The sequence below is a fragment of the Pedobacter sp. 05L430 genome (genome assembly GCF_056397585.1).
On sequence record NZ_JBFTNT010000105.1, the window covers coordinates 1 to 20574 of the forward strand.

General features: G+C 38.2%; 19 protein-coding genes. 8 read left to right on the top strand and 11 right to left on the bottom strand.

Features of this window, described 5'->3' with window-relative positions:
* Together AC1DG9_RS14770 and dctA are read right to left on the bottom strand one after the other, a co-directional pair.
* Nucleotides 1-671: 3-keto-disaccharide hydrolase (locus AC1DG9_RS14770; protein ID WP_477634805.1), on the bottom strand; the 671-nt coding region annotated here is incomplete at its 3' end.
* A 44-nt stretch (nt 672-715) separates the two neighbouring features.
* Nucleotides 716-1990 carry a C4-dicarboxylate transporter DctA gene (dctA, locus tag AC1DG9_RS14775; protein ID WP_172661477.1) on the bottom strand — a complete coding sequence of 425 codons (1275 nt, stop codon included), beginning with the start codon at nt 1988-1990 and terminating at the stop codon, nt 716-718.
* 45 nt (nt 1991-2035) lie between these two features.
* Between dctA and AC1DG9_RS14780 the strand changes: the two genes are divergently transcribed.
* The 3 genes from AC1DG9_RS14780 (at nt 2036) to AC1DG9_RS14790 (ending at nt 3382) form a co-directional block, all read left to right on the top strand.
* Nucleotides 2036-2302 carry a hypothetical protein gene (locus AC1DG9_RS14780; protein WP_172661478.1) on the top strand — a complete coding sequence of 89 codons (267 nt, stop codon included), beginning with the start codon at nt 2036-2038 and terminating at the stop codon, nt 2300-2302.
* Nucleotides 2303-2875 (top strand): Crp/Fnr family transcriptional regulator, encoded by a 573-nt coding sequence (locus AC1DG9_RS14785; protein WP_172661479.1) that lies wholly within the window; start codon nt 2303-2305, stop codon nt 2873-2875. It begins immediately after the preceding gene.
* A 72-nt stretch (nt 2876-2947) separates the two neighbouring features.
* Nucleotides 2948-3382, top strand: a complete 435-nt coding sequence (locus AC1DG9_RS14790) for a carboxymuconolactone decarboxylase family protein (RefSeq protein WP_288882942.1) — start codon at nt 2948-2950, stop codon at nt 3380-3382.
* On the opposite strand, the gene AC1DG9_RS14795 is transcribed toward AC1DG9_RS14790, so the two are convergent.
* The gene (locus tag AC1DG9_RS14795; RefSeq protein ID WP_172661481.1) at nt 3383-4009 is read right to left on the bottom strand and encodes a gluconate 2-dehydrogenase subunit 3 family protein; all 627 of its coding nucleotides are present in this window, start codon (nt 4007-4009) and stop codon (nt 3383-3385) included.
* Nucleotides 4010-4025: 16 nt separating this feature from the next.
* On the bottom strand, nt 4026-5762 hold the full coding sequence (locus AC1DG9_RS14800) for a GMC family oxidoreductase (RefSeq protein ID WP_477634806.1): 1737 nt from the start codon (nt 5760-5762) through the stop codon (nt 4026-4028).
* A 268-nt stretch (nt 5763-6030) separates the two neighbouring features.
* Here AC1DG9_RS14800 and AC1DG9_RS14805 point away from each other — a divergent pair, with 268 nt between their 5' ends.
* A complete protein-coding gene (locus tag AC1DG9_RS14805) occupies nt 6031-6675 on the top strand; it encodes a DsbA family oxidoreductase (protein WP_172661483.1) in 645 nt (214 codons plus the stop codon).
* A gap of 255 nt (nt 6676-6930) precedes the next feature.
* Here AC1DG9_RS14805 and AC1DG9_RS14810 read toward each other — a convergent pair whose 3' ends face one another.
* Nucleotides 6931-8394: an ABC transporter ATP-binding protein gene (locus AC1DG9_RS14810; protein ID WP_477634807.1), complete on the bottom strand. Its 1464-nt coding sequence runs from the start codon at nt 8392-8394 to the stop codon at nt 6931-6933.
* Between the two features lie 3 nt (nt 8395-8397).
* The gene (gene truA, locus AC1DG9_RS14815) at nt 8398-9162 is read right to left on the bottom strand and encodes a tRNA pseudouridine(38-40) synthase TruA (RefSeq protein ID WP_288882938.1); all 765 of its coding nucleotides are present in this window, start codon (nt 9160-9162) and stop codon (nt 8398-8400) included.
* A gap of 89 nt (nt 9163-9251) precedes the next feature.
* On the opposite strand from truA, the gene AC1DG9_RS14820 reads away from it, so the two are divergent.
* A complete protein-coding gene (locus AC1DG9_RS14820) occupies nt 9252-9716 on the top strand; it encodes a DUF4293 domain-containing protein (protein WP_477634808.1) in 465 nt (154 codons plus the stop codon).
* An 84-nt stretch (nt 9717-9800) separates the two neighbouring features.
* Complete coding sequence (locus AC1DG9_RS14825; RefSeq protein ID WP_288882937.1) at nt 9801-11672, top strand: DEAD/DEAH box helicase; 1872 nt, start codon at nt 9801-9803, stop codon at nt 11670-11672.
* 63 nt (nt 11673-11735) lie between these two features.
* On the opposite strand, the gene AC1DG9_RS14830 is transcribed toward AC1DG9_RS14825, so the two are convergent.
* The 4 genes from AC1DG9_RS14830 to AC1DG9_RS14845 form a co-directional block, all read right to left on the bottom strand.
* Nucleotides 11736-12077 carry a hypothetical protein gene (locus AC1DG9_RS14830; RefSeq protein ID WP_216854403.1) on the bottom strand — a complete coding sequence of 114 codons (342 nt, stop codon included), beginning with the start codon at nt 12075-12077 and terminating at the stop codon, nt 11736-11738.
* Between the two features lie 46 nt (nt 12078-12123).
* Nucleotides 12124-13122, bottom strand: coding sequence for an NAD(P)H-dependent glycerol-3-phosphate dehydrogenase (locus AC1DG9_RS14835; RefSeq protein WP_172661488.1), 999 nt, complete (start codon nt 13120-13122; stop codon nt 12124-12126).
* An 82-nt stretch (nt 13123-13204) separates the two neighbouring features.
* Nucleotides 13205-14545, bottom strand: coding sequence for an efflux RND transporter periplasmic adaptor subunit (locus tag AC1DG9_RS14840; RefSeq protein ID WP_172661489.1), 1341 nt, complete (start codon nt 14543-14545; stop codon nt 13205-13207).
* A 70-nt stretch (nt 14546-14615) separates the two neighbouring features.
* Nucleotides 14616-15986 (bottom strand): TolC family protein, encoded by a 1371-nt coding sequence (locus AC1DG9_RS14845; RefSeq protein ID WP_288882934.1) that lies wholly within the window; start codon nt 15984-15986, stop codon nt 14616-14618.
* 151 nt (nt 15987-16137) lie between these two features.
* Here AC1DG9_RS14845 and AC1DG9_RS14850 point away from each other — a divergent pair, with 151 nt between their 5' ends.
* Both AC1DG9_RS14850 and AC1DG9_RS14855 read left to right on the top strand, forming a co-directional pair.
* Nucleotides 16138-16755 carry a polysaccharide deacetylase family protein gene (locus AC1DG9_RS14850; RefSeq protein ID WP_172661491.1) on the top strand — a complete coding sequence of 206 codons (618 nt, stop codon included), beginning with the start codon at nt 16138-16140 and terminating at the stop codon, nt 16753-16755.
* Nucleotides 16756-17045: 290 nt separating this feature from the next.
* The gene (locus AC1DG9_RS14855; protein ID WP_172661492.1) at nt 17046-19322 is read left to right on the top strand and encodes an aconitate hydratase; all 2277 of its coding nucleotides are present in this window, start codon (nt 17046-17048) and stop codon (nt 19320-19322) included.
* Nucleotides 19323-19394: 72 nt separating this feature from the next.
* Here AC1DG9_RS14855 and AC1DG9_RS14860 read toward each other — a convergent pair.
* On the bottom strand, nt 19395-20574 hold a 1180-nt coding region (locus AC1DG9_RS14860; protein ID WP_477634809.1), incomplete at its 5' end, for a glycoside hydrolase family 97 catalytic domain-containing protein.

The window sequence follows — 20574 nt, forward strand, 5'->3', positions numbered from 1 at the left end:
CCACCGATCTGGGGTTTAGAGTATTGCAATACTGTATCACCATTAATAATATGAGTGATCAAAGAATCGCCAAGAACAATCAACTCTCCCCGTACCCACTGATCGCCGTCATATGTTTTTGAGGTAGAGTTTAAGCAGTGAGAATCTGCTATTTTGCCCTTATAAACCACATTGGTTCCGGGTGAGCACATATTGCCCGTAGGTCTTGGGTTTCCGTCACCCAGGCCAGCAAGAAGTTGCATCTCAATAGAGATTGGCCAATCCTGCTCTTTTAACATTGTTCTCGGATCCTGCGAATGAAACATTACACCGCTATTTAACAAAGTATAATCAGGGGCTCCTTTTTGCAGTTTTCCTACAAAACGATATTCAAATTTCAAATGATAATAAGAGAATGGCGTTTTATAATACAGGTGCGCAAACTGATCATTAAAATCTCCATATTGATCATACCGCACTTTAATGATACCATCTTCAACCCTAAAAGTATTTCCAAAATTCACACCAAATTCATGATGATGTACCTTTACAAACCAATCCTTAATGTCTTTACCATTAAACAAAGGGACCCAACCTTTTTTGTCATCAGATTKGTTTGAGCTTTGCTTAATTCCTCCGCAGCCTGCAAAAAGAAGACAAGAAATCAAGGCTATAAATGTATATTTTTTCATGTTATGTGTGGTTTATTTAGTTGGAGGCAAAATACAATAAAAAATTAAATATCCGATTCCTCCATGCTTTCAATGGAAGCAGGTTGAATCGCAAGCTTATATTTCTCTTCATCAAATTCGTTTTCGCTTTTGGCAATTACAATCGTTGCAATTCCATTTCCAATCATATTTGTTATAGCCCTGGCTTCAGACATAAACCTATCTACTCCTATTAAAATCCCTATATGTTCAACCGGCATTAGTTTCAAAGCGGTTAAGGTAGACACTAATACAATAAACCCACTGCCAGTAACCCCGGCAGCTCCTTTTGATGTGACCATCAAAACAGCAAGCACACCTAGCTGTTCTCCTATTGAAAGATCTACATTAAAGACCTGACACAAAAATATAACTGCCATAGAAAGATAAATTGCCGTTCCATCCAGATTAAAAGAATAACCGGTAGGTATAACCAAACCAACAACAGATTTATCACAACCAATGGCTTCCATTTTCTTCATCATACTAGGTAAAACAGACTCAGAAGAGGAAGTACCCAAAACAATCAGGATCTCCTGTCGAATATATTTCAAATACTCTAATAAGCTAAATTTATAAAACCTGCAGATGGCGTTTAGCACTACAAAAATAAATAAGAAACAGGTTAGATAAACTGAACCCATTAGCTTCGCCATAGGCAACAACGTTTTTAATCCATAAGTACCAATGCTAAATGCCATCCCCCCAAAGGCACCCAACGGAGCAAGTCGCATCACTATCTTCATGATATTAAAAAATACCTTTGCCATTTTATCAAAAAAACTAAGCAATGGCTGCCCACTATCGCCAAGCTTATTTAAACCATAGCCAAATAAAATGGCAAAGAATAATATCTGTAAAATATCTCCTTTGCTAAAGGCCTCAAAAACATTATGAGGTATTATGTTCGCAAAAAACTCTAACCAATTAATTTTGCCTGCTTGTTCAGTATATGCTTTTATTTTACTCACATCACCCGTTGTAGGGTGAACACCAATCCCAGGCTTTAATAAATTGGCAACCACCATTCCAATTAAAATGGCTACAGTAGTAACCACCTCAAAATATAAAAGAGCTTTCCCTCCAACACGCCCAACTTTCTTCATATCGCCCATATGGGCTATTCCCAGAACTATTGTTAAAAATATGATGGGAGCAATGAGCATACTGATCATTTTAATAAAACTCTGGCTTATAAGTTCGGCATGTGGGGCGAAACCCGGGAAAAAAGTACCGACAATAATCCCTAAAGCAATAGCCACTAAAACCTGAAAAGTAAGATTCGAAAGGATAGATTTCATTATACTATAATAGTGAAATTTTGTTTAATGTATTAGCTTTATGGCATGGAAAGCGAAAACAAAAATCCTTACGTACAGTTCAACGGTAAAATCCTAAAGGATTGGAAAGACAATGGAGTAAAATACATCAAGCTTGTAGAGTTGGAAACCGACCTTACTGTTAAGTTTTTCGAGCTTATTCCGGATTCTGAGATTCCTGATTCCGGCGAAACAATATATCATATAGAATCAGATGATATTACCGAGCTTTTAGAGCCGGTAGCTAAAGTGAAATTTCTGGTACACGAAATCTATCTTGAAGAGGAGGAGTAAATGTATCCTGAACTTTTAGCCCACATTAAAAGATATGTACAACTTGAGTCGTATGAAGAGCAATTGTTATGCGATAGCATCGAGCTTAAAATACTTAAAAAGAAAGAGTATCTTCTGGAAGCAGGTAAATTATGCAAGGGAGATTATTTTATTGTCAAGGGCTGTTTAAGGCAATTTTACATTAATAAAAAACTGAACGAGCAGATTATAAACTTCGGTCTGGAAAACTGGTGGATAGCAGATCAGGACAGCCTACTGAACAAACAACCATCTACAACCAATATCCAGGCTATAGAACCCTCAGAACTTTTGTTTCTGAGTGAAAAGAATAAAACAGTCTTGTTCGAAAAAGTACCTCGATTGGAAAGTTACTTCCGCATAATGATGCAAAAAGCGTTTGTTGCCTCACAACGCCGGATAGGCTATATTTTTAACCAAACTGAAGAAGAACGTTACAGGCATTTCTCAAGTTTATTCCCTGATTTCATGCAACGTGTACCACAATACATGTTAGCTTCTTATCTAGGTTTTACTCCACAATTTCTTAGTCGCTTAAGAGCTAAAAAGCAATAAACTTTCTTAACCACAGTTCATTTTTCTAAGGTACTTTATTGCTCAACTTTGGTACAACAAAAACAAATAGTTATGAGTAATAGAATTAGAATTAACCAGGTAGAGCCAGCAGCTTACAAAGCAATGTTGGCGTTTGATAGTTATGTGGAACAAAGCAATCTTACCACTAAACATAAGGACCTCATCAAAATAAGGGCCTCTCAAATTAATGGATGTGCTTACTGTATCGATCTGCACACCCGCGATGCACGCAAAGCGGGTGAAACAGAACAAAGAATTTATGCCCTTAATGCATGGAGAGAAACTCCATTTTTTGATGAGCAGGAACGTGCCTTGTTAGCACTTACAGAAGAAGTAACTTTTATTAACAACAAAGTATCTAATGAAAGTTACAATAATGCTGCTGCACTTTTTGACCATGTTTACCTTGCTCAGATAATCATGGCCATAATTAGTATCAATGCGTGGAATAGAATTGGGATAAGCACCGGAATGGAGCCGAAATAACTACACCCCTTCCATACCGTATTGCTTTAGCACATCTGCCGGTACACCTTCCCAACGGTTAGGTACATTGCCAACATAACCGAGGTCCTTAATACCGATCTCGGTTGTAAAGAATCCTGAAGCAGTGAGGTCTCGCATCAAACTAAAGAAAGCCACACCTTGTTGCATTCCTGGTTTTACTTTCTTTGGATATGCAATGTCATCAACCATCTCAATTTGCTGAGTTGATGATGCATCTTTAAAAGTTTTCTGATAGCGGTTTAAACATTGCAGATCAAGCCACTTTAGTCCACCGCGCATCGGAGTTTGATGTCCTGGCATATCCTTAACAATGAACTCAATAAAATCAGGCACTTTGGCATCCGAAGCGCTTCCTGATTTGTCATCCTTAGGAATAATAATATCCGCTAAAAGCGTTATTGTTGCCATTTCATGTTCGGTAAAGAACTTCCATGAATTTAATTTCTTATCACGTTCTACTTCAAACTCCTGTCTTCCAGGTTGGGCTTCGCCATCAGCACCTTTGGCAACAACTTCCGGTTCTTTTCCCGGTTTACAGGCTTCAAGCACCACACCTGCGCTAATTGCAGTAAGGCCCAAAGCTTTTAATGAATCACGTCTGTTCATATATATCGATTTGAGATCAGCTAATGTTTAAGGTTTTCTTTTGTGCTAAAATGTACTCTGCAGTACGCATAGAAAGCGCAAGAATTGTCCAGGTAGCATTTTTATCACCTTGTTGTACAAAAGGAGCAGCATCTACTACAAAAAGATTTTTACAATCATGAGCCTGGCACCATCYGTTTAATGCAGATTTTTTAGGATCATCACCCATTCTTACCGTGCCAACTTCGTGTATAATCTTTCCGGGCGCTTCTAATCCGTAGCTTGTTTCCGCACCAGGAGGCTCAGAGGCAATTGCCCCCATTGCATGCATAATTTCCTTAAAGGTTTCCTGCATGTGTTTTGCTTGCTTTACTTCTTCCGGGGCCCATTTATAGTTAAATCTAAGTACCGGTATTCCGTATTTATCTACTACGTTTGGATCTATTTCGCAATAGTTACTTTCCCTGGCTATAGCGGTTCCTCTACCCGCCATCCCAACTTCGGTTCCATAAAAGCGCCTGTAATCATCCTTTAACCCAGCACCATATCCGCCGGCTTCTTTCATTTTACCGTCCCTACCAGGTATAGAACCGTTCATACCCTCTATGCCCCAGCCAAATCCATAACCAGGCATACTAAGTCCGCCACCATATTCTATGTGATAACCTCTTGGGAAATCAAGTTTTTTATTATCAAGCCACCATGGGGAATATATATGTATACTTCCGGCACCATCTTCGTTATATCTTTTGCGATCTACCAACTGAGGCAGGTATCCACTCATACTGGCTCCAGTAGAATCATGCAGGTATTTACCAACTATTCCACTACTATTCGCCAATCCGTCAGGATGGGCAGCAGATTTAGAATTAAGTAATAACCTTGCAGATTCACATGCACTGGCACCCAGAATAATGGTCTTACCTTTTACCTGGTATTCTTGCATATCCTTTGTATTTACATAAGATACTCCCGTTGCTTTTCCGCTTTTATCAGTTAACACCTCTCTTACCATCGCATTGGTAATAACAGTTAGGTTTCCTGTTTTTACTGCCGGAATCACCAGGCAAGACGATGATGAAAAGTCGGCATAAACTTTACATGATMTTCCGCACTGACCGCAATAAAAGCATTGCCCCCGATCTTTATTGTCTTTTAATGCTTCGGTAAGTACAGAACCTCTGCCAGGAATTACAGTTACCCCAACTTTTTGAGCTGCTTTTTTTATAAATAGTTCATTAAGTCTTGGTTTCGGAGGTGTCATAAATATCCCATCAGGCTCACTTTCTATGCCCTCTACTGTACCATAAAGACCAATCATCCTATCTACCCTATCATAAAAAGGTTTTAGCTCCTGGTAAGTAATAGGCCAGGGATCAGTTAGTCCATCCTTAGGTTTAAAATCATCTGGACCCATTCTCAAAGAGATACGACCCCAGTGATTTGTTCTTCCACCAAGCATTCTGGAACGAAACCAGGCAAACTCCGAATTATTTTTCTGAGTATATGGTTCTCCTTCTAGCTCCCATCCGCCATAAGCAGCATCAAAATCACCAAAGTGTCGGGTAGTACCCGCTCCTCTTCTTGGCGACTCCCATGGCCACTTCAGTTGTTGAGAGTCTATTCTCGGATCAAAATAAGCACCAGCTTCCAGCATTAAAACTTTCAAACCTGCATTGGCAAGTACATATCCGGTCATRCCTCCYCCGGCACCTGATCCTACAATGACAGCATCATATTCGACGCCCGATTTCTTGATTTCAAATTCGCTCATTTATAATCTGATTTTTTTTTAAAATAACGATTTACGGAGCATTTTATTCCTAAAACCATTGTCTGTAACAACAATAATGGCTTAGGCTAAAATAAGCACTTAATAATAAGTAATATACAAATTTTAACAATCCACAGAAAAATTAGAACTTATTTATAACCACTCTAATTAAAGTCCATTATAGTCCATCGAGCTAACATTAATCATACAAAACTCATAATTAACAACATAACTATATAAATAAATCCATATGTCTAAATTTGCTTCAATGAAGGTAGATATTTGGTCGGACGTGCGTTGCCCGTTCTGTTATATAGGAAAAAGAAAATTTGAGGCCGCTCTGGAACAATTTGAGCATAAGGATAAAGTTGAAGTTGAATGGCATAGTTACGAGCTTGATCCACATGCTGAAACTGCTCCGGAAATTAGCTCTTATGATCATCTTGCCAACAGATATGGCAGATCAAGAGAATGGGCTATAGAAACTCATGAGCATGTAACAGAAACTGCTGCAGCAGTAGGTTTAGATTTCAATTTTGACATCTCGGTTGTAGCAAATTCTTTTGATGCCCACAGATTAATTCAACTGGCAAAGTCAATGGGACTGGGTGATGAAGCCGAAGAACAATTATTTAAAGCACATTTTACAGATGGCATTAATATCAGCGATCATCAATCACTAATTGAAATAGGCACAAAGATCGGTCTCGACAAATTATCTGTACAAACTATGCTGAACGGCACCGATTTTACAGACGAAGTAAGATATGATGAAAACGCCGCCCAAACCATCGGGATTAAAGGGGTTCCTTTTTTTATATTTAATCAGAAACTTGCTGTATCAGGAGCACAATCACCGGAAACGTTTTTAGGTGCGTTGAATCAGGCATTTCAAAATAACATCGAAAAATAAGCATTCTCTTTCAAAGTCTGGAATCTTTTGCCCCTGAAAAAGGGACAAAATTTCCTAGGCCTTTTCTGAGAAACTGATTTTTCAGGAAAACCCACCGTCTATTTTTTTAAATCTACTCACATATATCCATATCGCATAGCTAGTGCATCTTGCATAACTTATTTTCCAGAAAAAATCCTTGTTCTTCGAAGACATGCAGATTTTTCCCTTCAAAAATCTGAGGATGAGAAGAATCAAGAATTTTTTCCTCTTGTTTTAAACTGATGTAGAAATACCGGTAGAGTTAAATTGCAAATCGTACAATCTCTTGTAATACCCATCAAGTTTAAGTAATTGCTGGTGTGTTCCCATTTCCTTGATCTCGCCCTTCTCCAATACAAGAATTTTATCTGCTTTCTGTATAGTTGACAGGCGGTGTGCAATCACAATAGAAGTACGTCCCTTCATTAAGTTCTCTATAGCTCGTTGAATAAGCATTTCCGTTTCCGTATCTACAGAAGATGTAGCCTCATCAAGCACAAGAATAGCTGGATCGTAAACCAGCGCTCTGATAAAAGAAATCAATTGTGCCTGCCCTGCAGATAATGTTGCACCGCGCTCCATCACATTGTACTGATAACCTCCTGGTAATCGCTCAATAAAATCATGAGCCCCTACTTTTTTTGCGGCATCAACAACCTCTTCCATCGTAATCGCATCATTATTGAGCGTTATATTATTAAAAATGGTATCCGAAAAAAGGAAAACGTCCTGCAACACAGTCGCAATTTTATTCCTTAAATAACTTAATTCATAATCCTGTATTCTTGTTCCATCAACTTTAATCTCTCCTTTTTGAATTTCGTAAAAACGGTTCAAGATATTTATTGTCGAGGATTTCCCGGCACCGGTTGCTCCAACAAGGGCAACTGTTTTACCTGCTTCAACTTCAAAAGATATATCTTTCAATACATAATTCTCATCATTATATGCAAACCAAACCTTTTCAAAGGAAATATTGCCTTTCATGATTTCAGGAGCATAAGTACCTCTATCCTCTGTAACCTCATTCGTGTCCAAAACCTTAAATACACGTTCGGCACCAACCATACCCATTTGCAGGGTATTGAACTTATCCGCGAGCTCACGGATTGGTCTGAAAAGCATACCGATGTACATAATGAACTCGGTAATAATACCAGGTTTAATTGTTGGATTGCTAAGGATCGTTCTGGCTCCATACCATACTAACAAACCAAGTGACATAGCAGAAATAATTTCCACTACAGGAAAAAATATAGAGTAATACCAGTTAGAGCGGATGTTCTCAGCAATGGTTTCGAGATCCGAAACTGTCCGGGTAATTAACTGACCAATAGGTGTATTATCAAAGTACTTCAATCGCAACTTAGTAATATGATTAAACACATTTATTCTTAAATCACGAATTGCCGACTGCCCCAGCGTATTTGTAAGTAAGGTGTGGCTATACTGTACCCCGGTTTGAACAACAAGCAATACAAGCATTAGTATGGTCATATTTAGTAACCCGCTGTAATCTCCGGTAACAATGTGATGGTCCAGCGTATACCCGATAAGAATAGGTCTTAATGGAGCAAGAACAGCTAGGAGTATAGTAAGGATTACCGAAATTATAAAGATGCGCTGATACGGTTTTACATATTGAAAAACCCTTTTCAACAACCCTACATTAATTACATCACCGGTTATTTTAGACATATTTTATTTTACAAAAGGGTAGATTACGCTTACAAGATACAAACCACATGCAGGTACTGATTGTCCGGCATTACTTCTGTTCTTACTTTCTATTATTTCTTTAAATTGTTCCAGGTTAATTTCATTTTTACCAATCCGTACCAAGGTACCAACAATTGCGCGAACCATATTTCTTAAAAAGCGATCTGCTCTGATGGTAAACAATAAAGATTCATCCTTTACCTGAAAATGCGCTTCGGTAATTTTACAATTATTAGTAAATGTTTGCGTATTAGATTTACTGAAACAAGAGAAATCTGTATGTTTCAACAAAATCCCTGCAGCCTCATTCATTGCTGCAACATCAAGATCTCCTTTATATAGCCACGATCTATCTAGCTTAAATGGATCTTTATGAAAATGTATATGATAATGATAAGCTCTTTCTGTTGCACCAAAACGTGCATGGGCCGTATTTTCAACCTCAAAAATACGTTTCACTGATATTTGGTATGGCAATAGAGAATTTATACCTGTAACAGAACGTTCAAAATTCAATGGTTTAACTTCATTCGTTTCGTTATCTTGTACAATATCAAAGTGCGCATAAAATTGGGTAGCATGTACACCAGCATCTGTCCGTCCGCAGCCAAGTGTAACTATAGGTTGCCTAAAATACGTAGACAGCGCCTTGTCCAGGCATTCCTGTACAGTAACGGCATTAGGCTGTACTTGCCAGCCATGATAACTTGTTCCGTTGTACGACAATTCAATAAAATACCGTTGCATATTCAATTGTACAAAATTATCTTTTTAATCGGATATCGGATTGGTTACTATTTGCCTTTTAATATATTTGTTGAAATTATTGAACTGATATGATACAACGCGTACAATCTATATGGCTGCTTTTGGCTGCACTCACCCTAATCTGTCTGTTTTTCATTCCTTTAATAACTAAAAGTGTGAATAACACAGAGTATCTTTTATATCTTGATGGCCATCAGCRATCAATTAAGGGGGTAAATGACGCTAGTACCGCTGTCACCCCTTTGGGAGCAATGATCATAAATGGAGTTGCAGTATTAGTATGCCTTATTTGTATATTTCAGTTTAAAAATCGCGCTATGCAAAAGCGACTGATCATGATCAATATTGTGCTGATCGTTGTTACAGCCATTTTATCAGCTTTAAACGCTTCACTTTTACCGGGGGGAATAAACGGTTCGTCTATCCATTTCGGCTCTTCGCTATTCGTTCTGGCTATAATATTTTGTCTACTTTCAATACGTGGAATCCGTAAAGACGAGCAATTATTAAGGTCGGCCGACAGACTAAGATAATTAATTAGCTCATTTTTATTTAGTTACGTATCTGTAAAATACCAAATATTAAGCTTACCTTTGCGGCTTAATAAATTATTATACATGATAAACCCATTTAGTAAATTGGGGATAAGTGATGACGTTGTTAATGCTGTAAAGGATTTAGGTTTCGAAAATCCAACACCTATTCAGGAACAAAGTATTCCTGTACTGTTAGAGGGCAATAACGATTTTGTTGGTTTGGCCCAAACAGGAACAGGAAAAACAGCCGCATTTGGTTTGCCGCTGTTAGAATTGATAGACTTTAAAAGCAATAAGCCTCAGGCATTGATTTTATGCCCTACAAGAGAGCTTTGCTTGCAGATTACCAGCGACATCAAGAATTTCTCAAAAAACATCTCTGGTGCTAATGTAGTTGCCGTTTACGGTGGCGCAAACATTATGCAACAGTTGCGTGAAATTAGAAACGGTGTACAAATTGTAGTGGCTACACCCGGCCGTATGTTGGACATTATTGGCCGTAAGGCTATAGATTTCAGTAATGTGAAATTTGTAGTTTTAGATGAGGCTGATGAAATGTTAAACATGGGCTTCCAGGAAGACATCAACGACATCTTGTCAACAACTCCTGACGACAAAAAAACATGGTTATTCTCTGCAACTATGCCTCCAGAGGTTAGAAGAATAGCTAAAAATTACATGGATCAGCCGGTTGAGCTAACCATGGGAACAAAAAACACAGGTAATGTAAACATTGAACACGAATACTATATCGTTCGTGCAAGAGATAAATACGCTGCCTTAAAACGTATTGTAGATTTTAATCCTGAAATTTTTGCAGTAGTATTCTGCAAAACCAAATTGGATACTCAAGACGTTGCTGAACACTTAATTAAAGATGGCTACAATGCTGATGCATTGCATGGAGATCTTTCTCAGCAACAACGTGATAAAGTTATGCAACGTTTCCGCGATCGTAACATGCAGTTGCTTATTGCTACTGACGTTGCTGCACGTGGTATTGATGTAAATAACGTTACTCACGTAATCAATTACTCTTTACCTGACGAAATTGAAAGTTATACTCACCGTAGTGGCCGTACCGGTCGTGCAGGTAAAACAGGTATTTCAATCTGTATCGTTAACTCTAAAGAGATTGGTAAAATCCGTCAAATTGAAAGGATCATCGGTAAACAGTTTACTAAAGCTGAACTACCTACAGGTTTTGATGTTTGCGAAAAACAATTATTTGCTTTAGTACACAAAGTTCACAATGTTGAAGTTAACGAAAACCAAATCGAGCAGTACATGCCTCGTATTATGGATGAGTTTGCTGAACTAAGCAAAGATGAGGTAATTAAACGTTTTGCATCTTTAGAGTTTAACCGCTTTTTAGAGTATTACAAAAATGCACCTGATCTTAATTCATCTGCTGATGACAGAGGTGAGCGCGGCGAACGTGGTGAACGTGGAGAAAGAAGTCACAGAGGTAGCGAAGGTTACACTCGTTTATTTATAAACCTGGGTTCTGTTGATGATTTTACAAGAGGTGATCTATTATCTTTTGTATGTAACAATGGTAAAATCAGCGGAAAAAGCATTGGTAAAATTGACCTAAAAGGTGTTTATTCATTCTTTGAAGTTGAAAATGCAACTGTTGAGTCTTTATTCAACAACTTTAAAGGAGTTGAATTTAATAACCGTGGTGTAAGGATTGAAAAAACTGCAGATAGTGATGGTGGCGGTCGTAGTCGTGGTGGCTCAGGCGGTGGCAGACGTGAAGGCGGAAGCTATGGCGGTGGAAGACGCGAAGGCGGAGGAGAGAGAAGAAGCTACAGCGGTGGCGGTGGTGGAAGACGTGAAGGCGGAAACAGCAGCGGTGGTGGCGGTGGTTTCAGAGATTTCTCTGGAAGAAGCCGTGAAGACAGAGGCGGAAGACGTGAAGGCGGAAACGACAGAAAACGCAGATCTTAATTATAGATCTTCTTTATAAGAAAAAAGCCCTCCAGAAATTCTGGAGGGCTTTTTTATAGGCGCTTAATGTTTTACTGGTCTATCTTTAATCTCAGAAGCCTTAAGATACACCTTAGCTCCTTTTTTATTAATGTAATACTTCTTATTCTTGCCGTCAATATATACATCTGTGCCATCAGGTGCCATTTTCCCTTTATAGGTCTGATCAACAACTTTAGCACTGCCTTTTACAGCTACTTCAGCCGTTTTGTTTCCTACCTTTTTCGCTGTTTTGCCTATTGCTTTACCAGTTTTATCGAGTGCCCCGCCTACTGTTTCCTTTTTCTTATCCTGTGCATTACTGTTAAAAGAAACGGCTGTGCATAGCGCCAGAGCTAATAAGCCCATCGCAAATTTTGTTTTCATAGTTATCTGTTTATATAAAAAACAACTATATCCACATTTTGTTTACTTAATTGAGTTGCTCTGTAAGCAAGCGCATTTCAATATGGGGCGAATGCTTTTCGTATAGAATAGCATAAACAGCCCTGCTAATTGGCATATCAACCTTATATTTCTTGTTTACATGGTGCATAGAATTTACCGCATAATAACCTTCGGCTACCATATTCATCTCTAATTGTGCTGATTTTACAGTATAACCTTTGCCAATCATATTGCCAAAAGTCCGATTACGGCTAAATTGAGAATATGCCGTAACCAGCAAATCTCCTAGATAGGCCGACTCTTTAATATCCCTCGAAATGGGATGAACGGCATCTACAAATCTTTTAATCTCCCTGATAGCATTAGATATTAACACCGCCTGGAAATTATCTCCATAACCTACGCCATGGCAAATCCCACTGGCTACGGCATAAATATTCTTCAGAACAGCAGCATATTCAGTACCAAAAATATCATCAGAAATATTGGTTTTAATATACCTTGTGGCCAACAACCTTGCAAAGATTGCGGCAAGCTCCAAATTGGTAGAAGCAATAGTTAGATAAGACAATTTCTCCAAAGCAACCTCTTCTGCATGGCAAGGCCCGCTTATAACTACTATATCTTCATACGGCACATTATATTTTTGATTAAGAAATTCACCAATGATTAGATTTTCATCTGGTACAATCCCCTTAATTGCGGAAATGATCTTCTTTCCCTTTAATTGTTCCGGGCTCACACCATCCAGTGTCTCCTTTAAAAATGCTGCCGGCACATTCAAAATGATGTACTCTGCCTTTTCAATAATATCAGAGATATTGTTGGATATATTATCTTCAGGAATTCTGATTTCAACAGAACTCAGATAATTCGGGTTATGCTTATACTTCTGCAAATGCGTTATCGATTCCTGATTGCGCATCCACCAATAGATTTCCTTAGCAGTAAAATTATCTGAAAGCATTTTTATGATTGCAGTAGCCCAACTACCGCCACCAATCATTGCAACTTTAGGTATCATAACTTATAAATAAAAAACCCCGGTTTATTGTTTTAAACCGGGGGCAATTTACTTATTTTAAATGACTGATATCGCTTACTTTCTATTTGGGAGCAGCAAACAATTGATCCTTAGTGGTTTTTTCTACTTTCATACCATCCTTTAATCTGTTTTGAATTGCAGAGTAAGGACCTGTTACCACTTCCTGATTCGCTTTAAGCCCGGATTTAATAATGATGTATTGATCATTTTGAATTCCTGTAGTAACCTCAGTACGTTTTACTGTGCCATTATTAAACACATATACATACTGTTTAATGGTTTTATCAGAAAGCTTAGATTTTTGTTTGTCTACATTTTGATCATTATCAGCAGGCTTTTCGGCTTTAGACTTATCTTCTGTAAATACAGATTGAATAGGAATTGCTAACCCTTTTAAAGATTCACTTTCGATATCCACTGTTGCAGACATTCCTGGTCTGAATGGAGATGGAAGATCTTTTGCTCCTCCCTTAATATTACTATATGATTCAGCTAAAATACGAACCTTAACGTTGAAATTCGTTACCTGATCCACAGTGCTTGTTGCGGTACCCACATCTTTAGATGAACTTGCTATTTCAGTTACAATGCCTTTAAATTTTGTATCGGCAAATGCATCAACCTCTATAATAGAGCTATCACCAACATTTACCCTGTTAATGTCGTTCTCATTCACATCCACGTTTACTTCCATAGATGACAAGTTGGAAATACGCATAATCTCTGTACCTGCCATTTGAGCTGTACCAAGAATACGATCTCCCAATTCAACTGACAATTTAGAGATAACTCCATCAACCGGAGCGTATATAGTAGCTTTAGCAAGGTTAGCTCCTGCCTCTTTAACATTAGCACCACCTTCCTGCAAGCTGTATTTTGCACTGGTAACCATAGCTTTCAACCTGGCGATATCGGCTAAGGCACCAAAATATTGCGCTTTGGCGGCATCAAATTCTGAAGCTGAGATCACTTTTTTAGTAAAAAGTTCCTGACTTCTTTTATAGCTGGCTTCAGTATTATCAAAATTTGCATTGGCTTGTTTCAACTGTTGCTCTGCAGCCACTACCTGGGCTTTCTGAGTATTATTTGAAGCTACAGCTCTTTCAAATCCTGACTGAAGTACATCTGGCCTAACTTTAATCAGCAATTGGCCTTTTTTAACCACATCACCTTCTTTAACCAAAAGTTCAGTAACCTCACCCGATACTTCAGAGCTTAGTTTTACTTCAGTTTCAGGCTGTACTTTTCCACTGGCAGTAACCGTTTCAACAACTTTTCTGTCAGCCGCCTTTTCAATCGTCACCTTCTCGGTCTTATCTCCTCCTATTAAGCCGGTAAATTTTGCTACCGCCAATAATACGAGAATAACTCCTATTGCAATTAGTATGGGTTTTAGTTTCATTTGAGTTTATTTATTTTTTTATCATTTATAATCAAGGGGCAATAAATTGTGCGAATTTATTATGCTGCTCCTAGAAAACTATTTGTTTACCTAAGTAATAGTCAATCACCTTTGCTTTAAAAAGCAAATCATACTTAGCTCTGATCATGTCTATTTCTGCTTTATTCTTATTTGTTAACGAAGTGTTGTAATCTAAAGAGTTAACTAAACCAACGTTATAACGTTGCTCAATTACCGAAAAGGCCTCTTTTCTGGCATTAAAAGTATTGGTTGTAGATTCATAAGTGCTTCCGGCAGCCTTTAGATCGGCTACTGCCTGATAAATAATCTTATTTAAGTTGTTTTTTGTCAGCTGTTCATCAGCCTGAGTTTGCAAAAAGTTAATTCTTGCTTTCTTTACCCCTATTCTAGATTGTAAGCCATTGAATATTGGAATACTCAAACCTATACCAACTCCTTTCGAAACATTGTTTTTTATCTGGTTACTAAAAGACAGATTCTGAACATTTGCCGGAAGATTATAATTATAGTTATAAAAAGATCCATAACTTCCGCTTAAAGTTAATCGTGGGTATAAACTACCTTTTGCTACATCGATCCCCTTTTTTGCGGAAGCAGTTTGAAGTGCTGCTAGCTTAATATCTGGGAAAAGATTTATTGCATCTGAATATACTTGCTCTGCATTGTAATTTGTAGATGGCTTATTGAATTCAGCTAGTACCGGCGCCTGTACATCGTATTTTGTCGAAGAGGGAATATCCATTAACTGGGCCAGGGTCAAATAAGAAATGCTAAGTGCATTTTCTGCAGTAGTAACATCCAACTGTGCCGTAGCAGTTTGTGATTTAGATTCTGCTAAATCAGCAAGTGTTTTATTTCCAACATCCAAAAGTTCTTGCTGTTGTTTCTGTTGTTGCTGTGCTACAGATAATTGTTGTTTTGCAGCAGATAAACGATCCTTATTATACAAAATCTCCATGTAAGAGGTAATTACCTGAAGAATTAGATCATTCTTAATTTTATCCGTATTGGCTTTTCCTGCCTCAAGAAGTATTTTATTTTGTTTGATCTGGTTTATTTTTGAAAGGCCATTAAACAAATCAAAACCTAAACTTGCTCCCGGACTAAAGCTATAATTCTGCGTATTCTCATAAATACCCGTATTACCGAGATTATTACGTCCCCAGCCCATATTCTGATCAGCACCTGCATTCAATGTTGGATATAGCGCTAATTTTGATTGCTTCAAATTTTGACCGGCAAGATCCTCACTGTACTGTGATTTTTTTACCTGAAGGTTGTTATGTAAAGTTTCTTCTATTGCTTGTTGTATGGTAATAATCTCTTGAGCGTTAGATTTTTGCACAAAACCCGTAATAAAGATAAGAGAGAGTGCTAAGGTTAATTTGGGCAATGTACTATAAGGGTTAATTTTTTTCATAATTTAGTTTTCACAATATTAATATAAACAACTTATTCGTTTTGTAAATTTTCAGGTACAACAACTGCATTTTATTGCTTCTTCTCTTCCTCTATTTTCTCTTAAGGCTTAAAAGAAGCCAATAAAATTAAAATTTTCTCTAAGTTTGGGCATGTACCTGATAAAATCCCCGCTTTTATTAAAATGGTATTACCCATCATTAACCTGGCACAAGAACCGGGATCAAAAAGTTATTTATTTAACCTTTGACGATGGACCCATACCAGATGTTACAGACTTTGCATTAAAAACTTTAAAAAGCTTTAACGCAAAAGCAACATTCTTTTGCATCGGAGATAATATTCACAAACATCCTGATATTTTTGAGAAGATAAAGAACGAAGGCCATCGCATCGGCAACCATACTTTTAACCATTTAAAAGGATGGAAAACGCCGGATGAAATATACACTAAAAACTTCCAAAAGTGTCAGGAATTAACTAACACGAATTTATTTCGTCCACCTTACGGCAGAATTAAAAAATCTCAGATCACCAACATCCGTGCAATGAACCCGGAAACTCAAATCATTATGTGGGATGTACTTAGCGGCGATTTTGACATCAACCTGGCACCTCACAAGTGCTTCAACAATGTGATTAAGCATACAAGCAACGGGTCTATTGTAGTTTTTCACGACAGTTTGAAAGCCTACGACCGGATGTATTATGCATTACCAAGAGTGTTGAAACATTTTTCTGAACTGGGTTATCGTTTCGATTCTCTTTAATTTTTCATGATCTGAACAGCTAAGGTTAGGCCAAAACACAAAAACAATTTAACACCCTAAAAAACAGATAATTATAAGCACTACAAAAAATAAAAGTGTTCATAAATGGACAGCAGTGTTCAGAAATGATCGCAACTATTTTGCAGATATTTAAGCCATTAAGTCTGTTACATTATTTAGAATAGGTATAAATAATATAATGATATGCAGATGATGTCCTACCCCTGTTTTTTTTTGTAAATTCGCTACAAAATAATAAGAATAACTTACCCTTTTAACACATATTATCAATGGCTTTTGATATAGAAATGATCAAAAAGGTGTATGCAAACTTTGGCCCCCGCGTTGAGGCGGCCCGTAAATTAGTAGGCAGACCTTTAACACTCTCAGAAAAAATCCTTTACGCCCACCTTTGGGATGGAAATACAAATACCGCTTACACAAGAGGTACTGATTATGTAGATTTTGCTCCTGACCGTGTGGCCATGCAAGATGCTACTGCACAAATGGCTTTATTGCAATTTATGCAGGCAGGCAGACCAAAAGTTGCTGTTCCTTCTACTGTTCATTGCGATCACCTGATCACTGCAAAGAATGGTGCTGAAATTGACTTACCAGCTGCAAACACTGAAAGCAAGGAAGTATTTGATTTCTTAGCTTCGGTTTCAAACAAATATGGTATTGGTTTCTGGAAACCAGGTGCAGGTATTATTCACCAGGTTGTTTTAGAAAACTATGCTTTTCCGGGTGGAATGATGATAGGTACCGACTCTCACACTGTAAATGCAGGTGGTTTAGGTATGGTTGCGATAGGTGTTGGTGGTGCTGATGCTTGTGATGTAATGGCAGGATTACCGTGGGAACTAAAATTCCCTAAATTAATAGGCATCAAACTTACCGGAAAATTAAGTGGATGGGTATCTGCTAAGGATGTAATCCTTAAAGTTGCAGGTATTCTTACTGTAAAAGGTGGAACTGGTGCAATTGTTGAATATTTTGGCGAAGGCGCAACAAGCATGAGCTGTACCGGTAAAGGAACCATTTGTAATATGGGTGCCGAAATTGGTGCTACAACTTCAACATTTGGTTACGACGAAAGCATGGAACGTTATCTACGTGCTACCAGCAGAGCTGAAGTTGCTGACGCTGCAAACGCAATAAAAGAACACTTAACCGGCGATGCTGAGGTATATGCAGAGCCTGAAAAATACTTCGATCAATTAATCGAAATTAACTTATCTGAACTTGAGCCTTATTTGAACGGCCCATTCACTCCGGATTTAGCTACTCCTATCTCTAAAATGAAAGAAGTTGCCGCAGCTAACGGATGGCCAATGAAAATCGATGTAGGATTGATCGGTTCTTGTACCAACTCATCATACGAAGATATTTCCCGTGCAATCAGTATTGCCAAACAAGTATCAGAAAAAGGCTTAACTGCTAAATCTGAATACTGCATCAATCCGGGTTCTGAGCAGATCCGTTACACCATTCAACGTGATGGATTTTTAGACGTATTCAAAAGCATAGGTGCTAAAGTATTTACCAATGCCTGCGGACCATGTATTGGTATGTGGGACAGAGTTGGCGCTGATAAACAAGAGAAAAACACCATTGTACACTCATTTAACCGCAACTTTGCAAAACGTGCTGATGGTAACCCTAATACTTTTGCCTTTGTTGGTTCTCCGGAATTAGTAACAGCATTAGCTATTGCAGGCGATTTAAGCTTTAACCCTTTAACAGATACTTTAACAAACGATAAAGGCGAACAAGTAAAACTTGATGCCCCAACTGGATTTGAATTACCTACTAAAGGTTTTGCAGTTGAAGATGCAGGTTACCAGCAGCCAGCTGAAGACGGAAGTAAAGTAGAAGTACTTGTTTCTCCAACTTCACACAGGTTACAATTACTTGATCCGTTTACTCCTTGGGAAGGCACAGACCTTAAAGGACTTAAATTGCTGATCAAAGCAAAAGGAAAATGTACTACTGACCATATCTCAATGGCTGGTCCATGGTTAAAATTCCGCGGTCACCTGGATAACATTTCTAACAATATGTTAATTGGTGCTGTAAACTACTTTAACGACAAAACTGATTCAGTTAAAAATGAGCTTACTGGCGAATATGGTCCTGTACCAGCAACCCAGAGAGCTTATAAAGCTGCCGGATTAGGCTCTATCGTTATCGGTGATGAAAACTATGGTGAAGGATCAAGCCGTGAACACGCAGCTATGGAACCTCGTCATTTAGGTGTGCGTGCCGTATTGGTAAAATCATTTGCCCGTATCCACGAAACCAACCTTAAAAAACAAGGTATGCTTGGTTTAACCTTTGTTAACAAAGAAGATTACGATAAAATATTAGAAGACGATGTTATCGATATCATTGGATTGACAACATTTACACCCGATGTTCCACTTACTTTAGTGTTAAACCATGCTGATGGAACTAAAGAAGAGATATCTGTTAATCACAGTTATAATGAACAACAAATAGAATGGTTCAAAGCAGGAGGCGCATTGAATATCATTCGCAGAGAAGCAGCAGCTAAAAACGCTTAACAGCTTACATCTCGATATAAAAAAGGGGTTGATATTTTAAATATCAACCCCTTTTTTATATCATTTGCCTGGTTACATAATTACCGCAGCCCATCCGCCATTGCGAACCATCTTAATATCAATCTTGTCTCCAGATTTAACCTGTATTGTTTTCTTTCTATAGTCCATTGCCTGGCGACCGGCATTAATTCCATCCTCAAAATAAGTCATTGTATAGGTTTTTCCTTTTTCAAGGAAATCGAAATTTAAAGAAACGTTTCTTTCTTTTTCCTTACCATTGGTTATTGCCCCTACAAACCATTTGTCCTTTTTACGCTTTGCCACTACAGCAACTTCACCCATTTTGGCTTCCAGAGCCTTCGTTTCATCCCATGTAGTTGGCACGCTTGTGATGAATTCTGTGCAATCAAGGTTTCTGTAATAAAGCGTAGGATTATCAGCCAGCATCTGTATTCCGCTTTCAAAAACAACAAACAAAGCTAGTTGATAAGCGCGCGTACCAATGCTTGCCGCATTTGGCCTATCAGCTCTATAAACATCAGGCTGCATGCTTATCATTGCACCAGGAGTATAATCCATAGGCCCCACAGCATTACGCATAAACGGCAGGTATAAACTATTATCCGGATAACATCCACCCATCTGCTCCATTCCCCTAACTCCTTCGTAAGAAATCACGTTTGGATATTTATACTCCAGGCCCGCAGGTTTGAATGCGCCATGGAAATCGACAAACAATTTATGTTTAGCCGCTTCTTTTGCAACGTCCTCATAGTAATTAACTATCCATTGATCACTGCGGTCCATAAAATCTATTTTAACCCCTTTTACACCCCATTCCTGAAAGGTCTTAAACAACTCCATGTTCTTATGAACAGTTAACCAGGTTAACCATAATACGACCCCTACGTTCTTCTCTTTACCATAACGGATCAGCTCATGCACATCAACATCTGGATTTGGGGTATAAGGATCAGTGGTACTCTTTGCCCAGCCCTCATCCATAATAATATATGGTATACCAAATTTAGCGGCAAAGTCTATGTAATATTTATAAGTTGCCAGGTTATAACCGGAAACAAAATTCACATCTGGGCCATAAGGTGCGGCATCATTCCACCACTCCCAGCTTGCCTGACCAGGTTTAACCCAGCTAGGATCTTTAATCACACTTGACGAAGCTAGTTTTAAGGTCATCGTATTTTCAAGCAGTTGCTTATCGTTAGATGTGACCACAAAGTATCTCCACGGG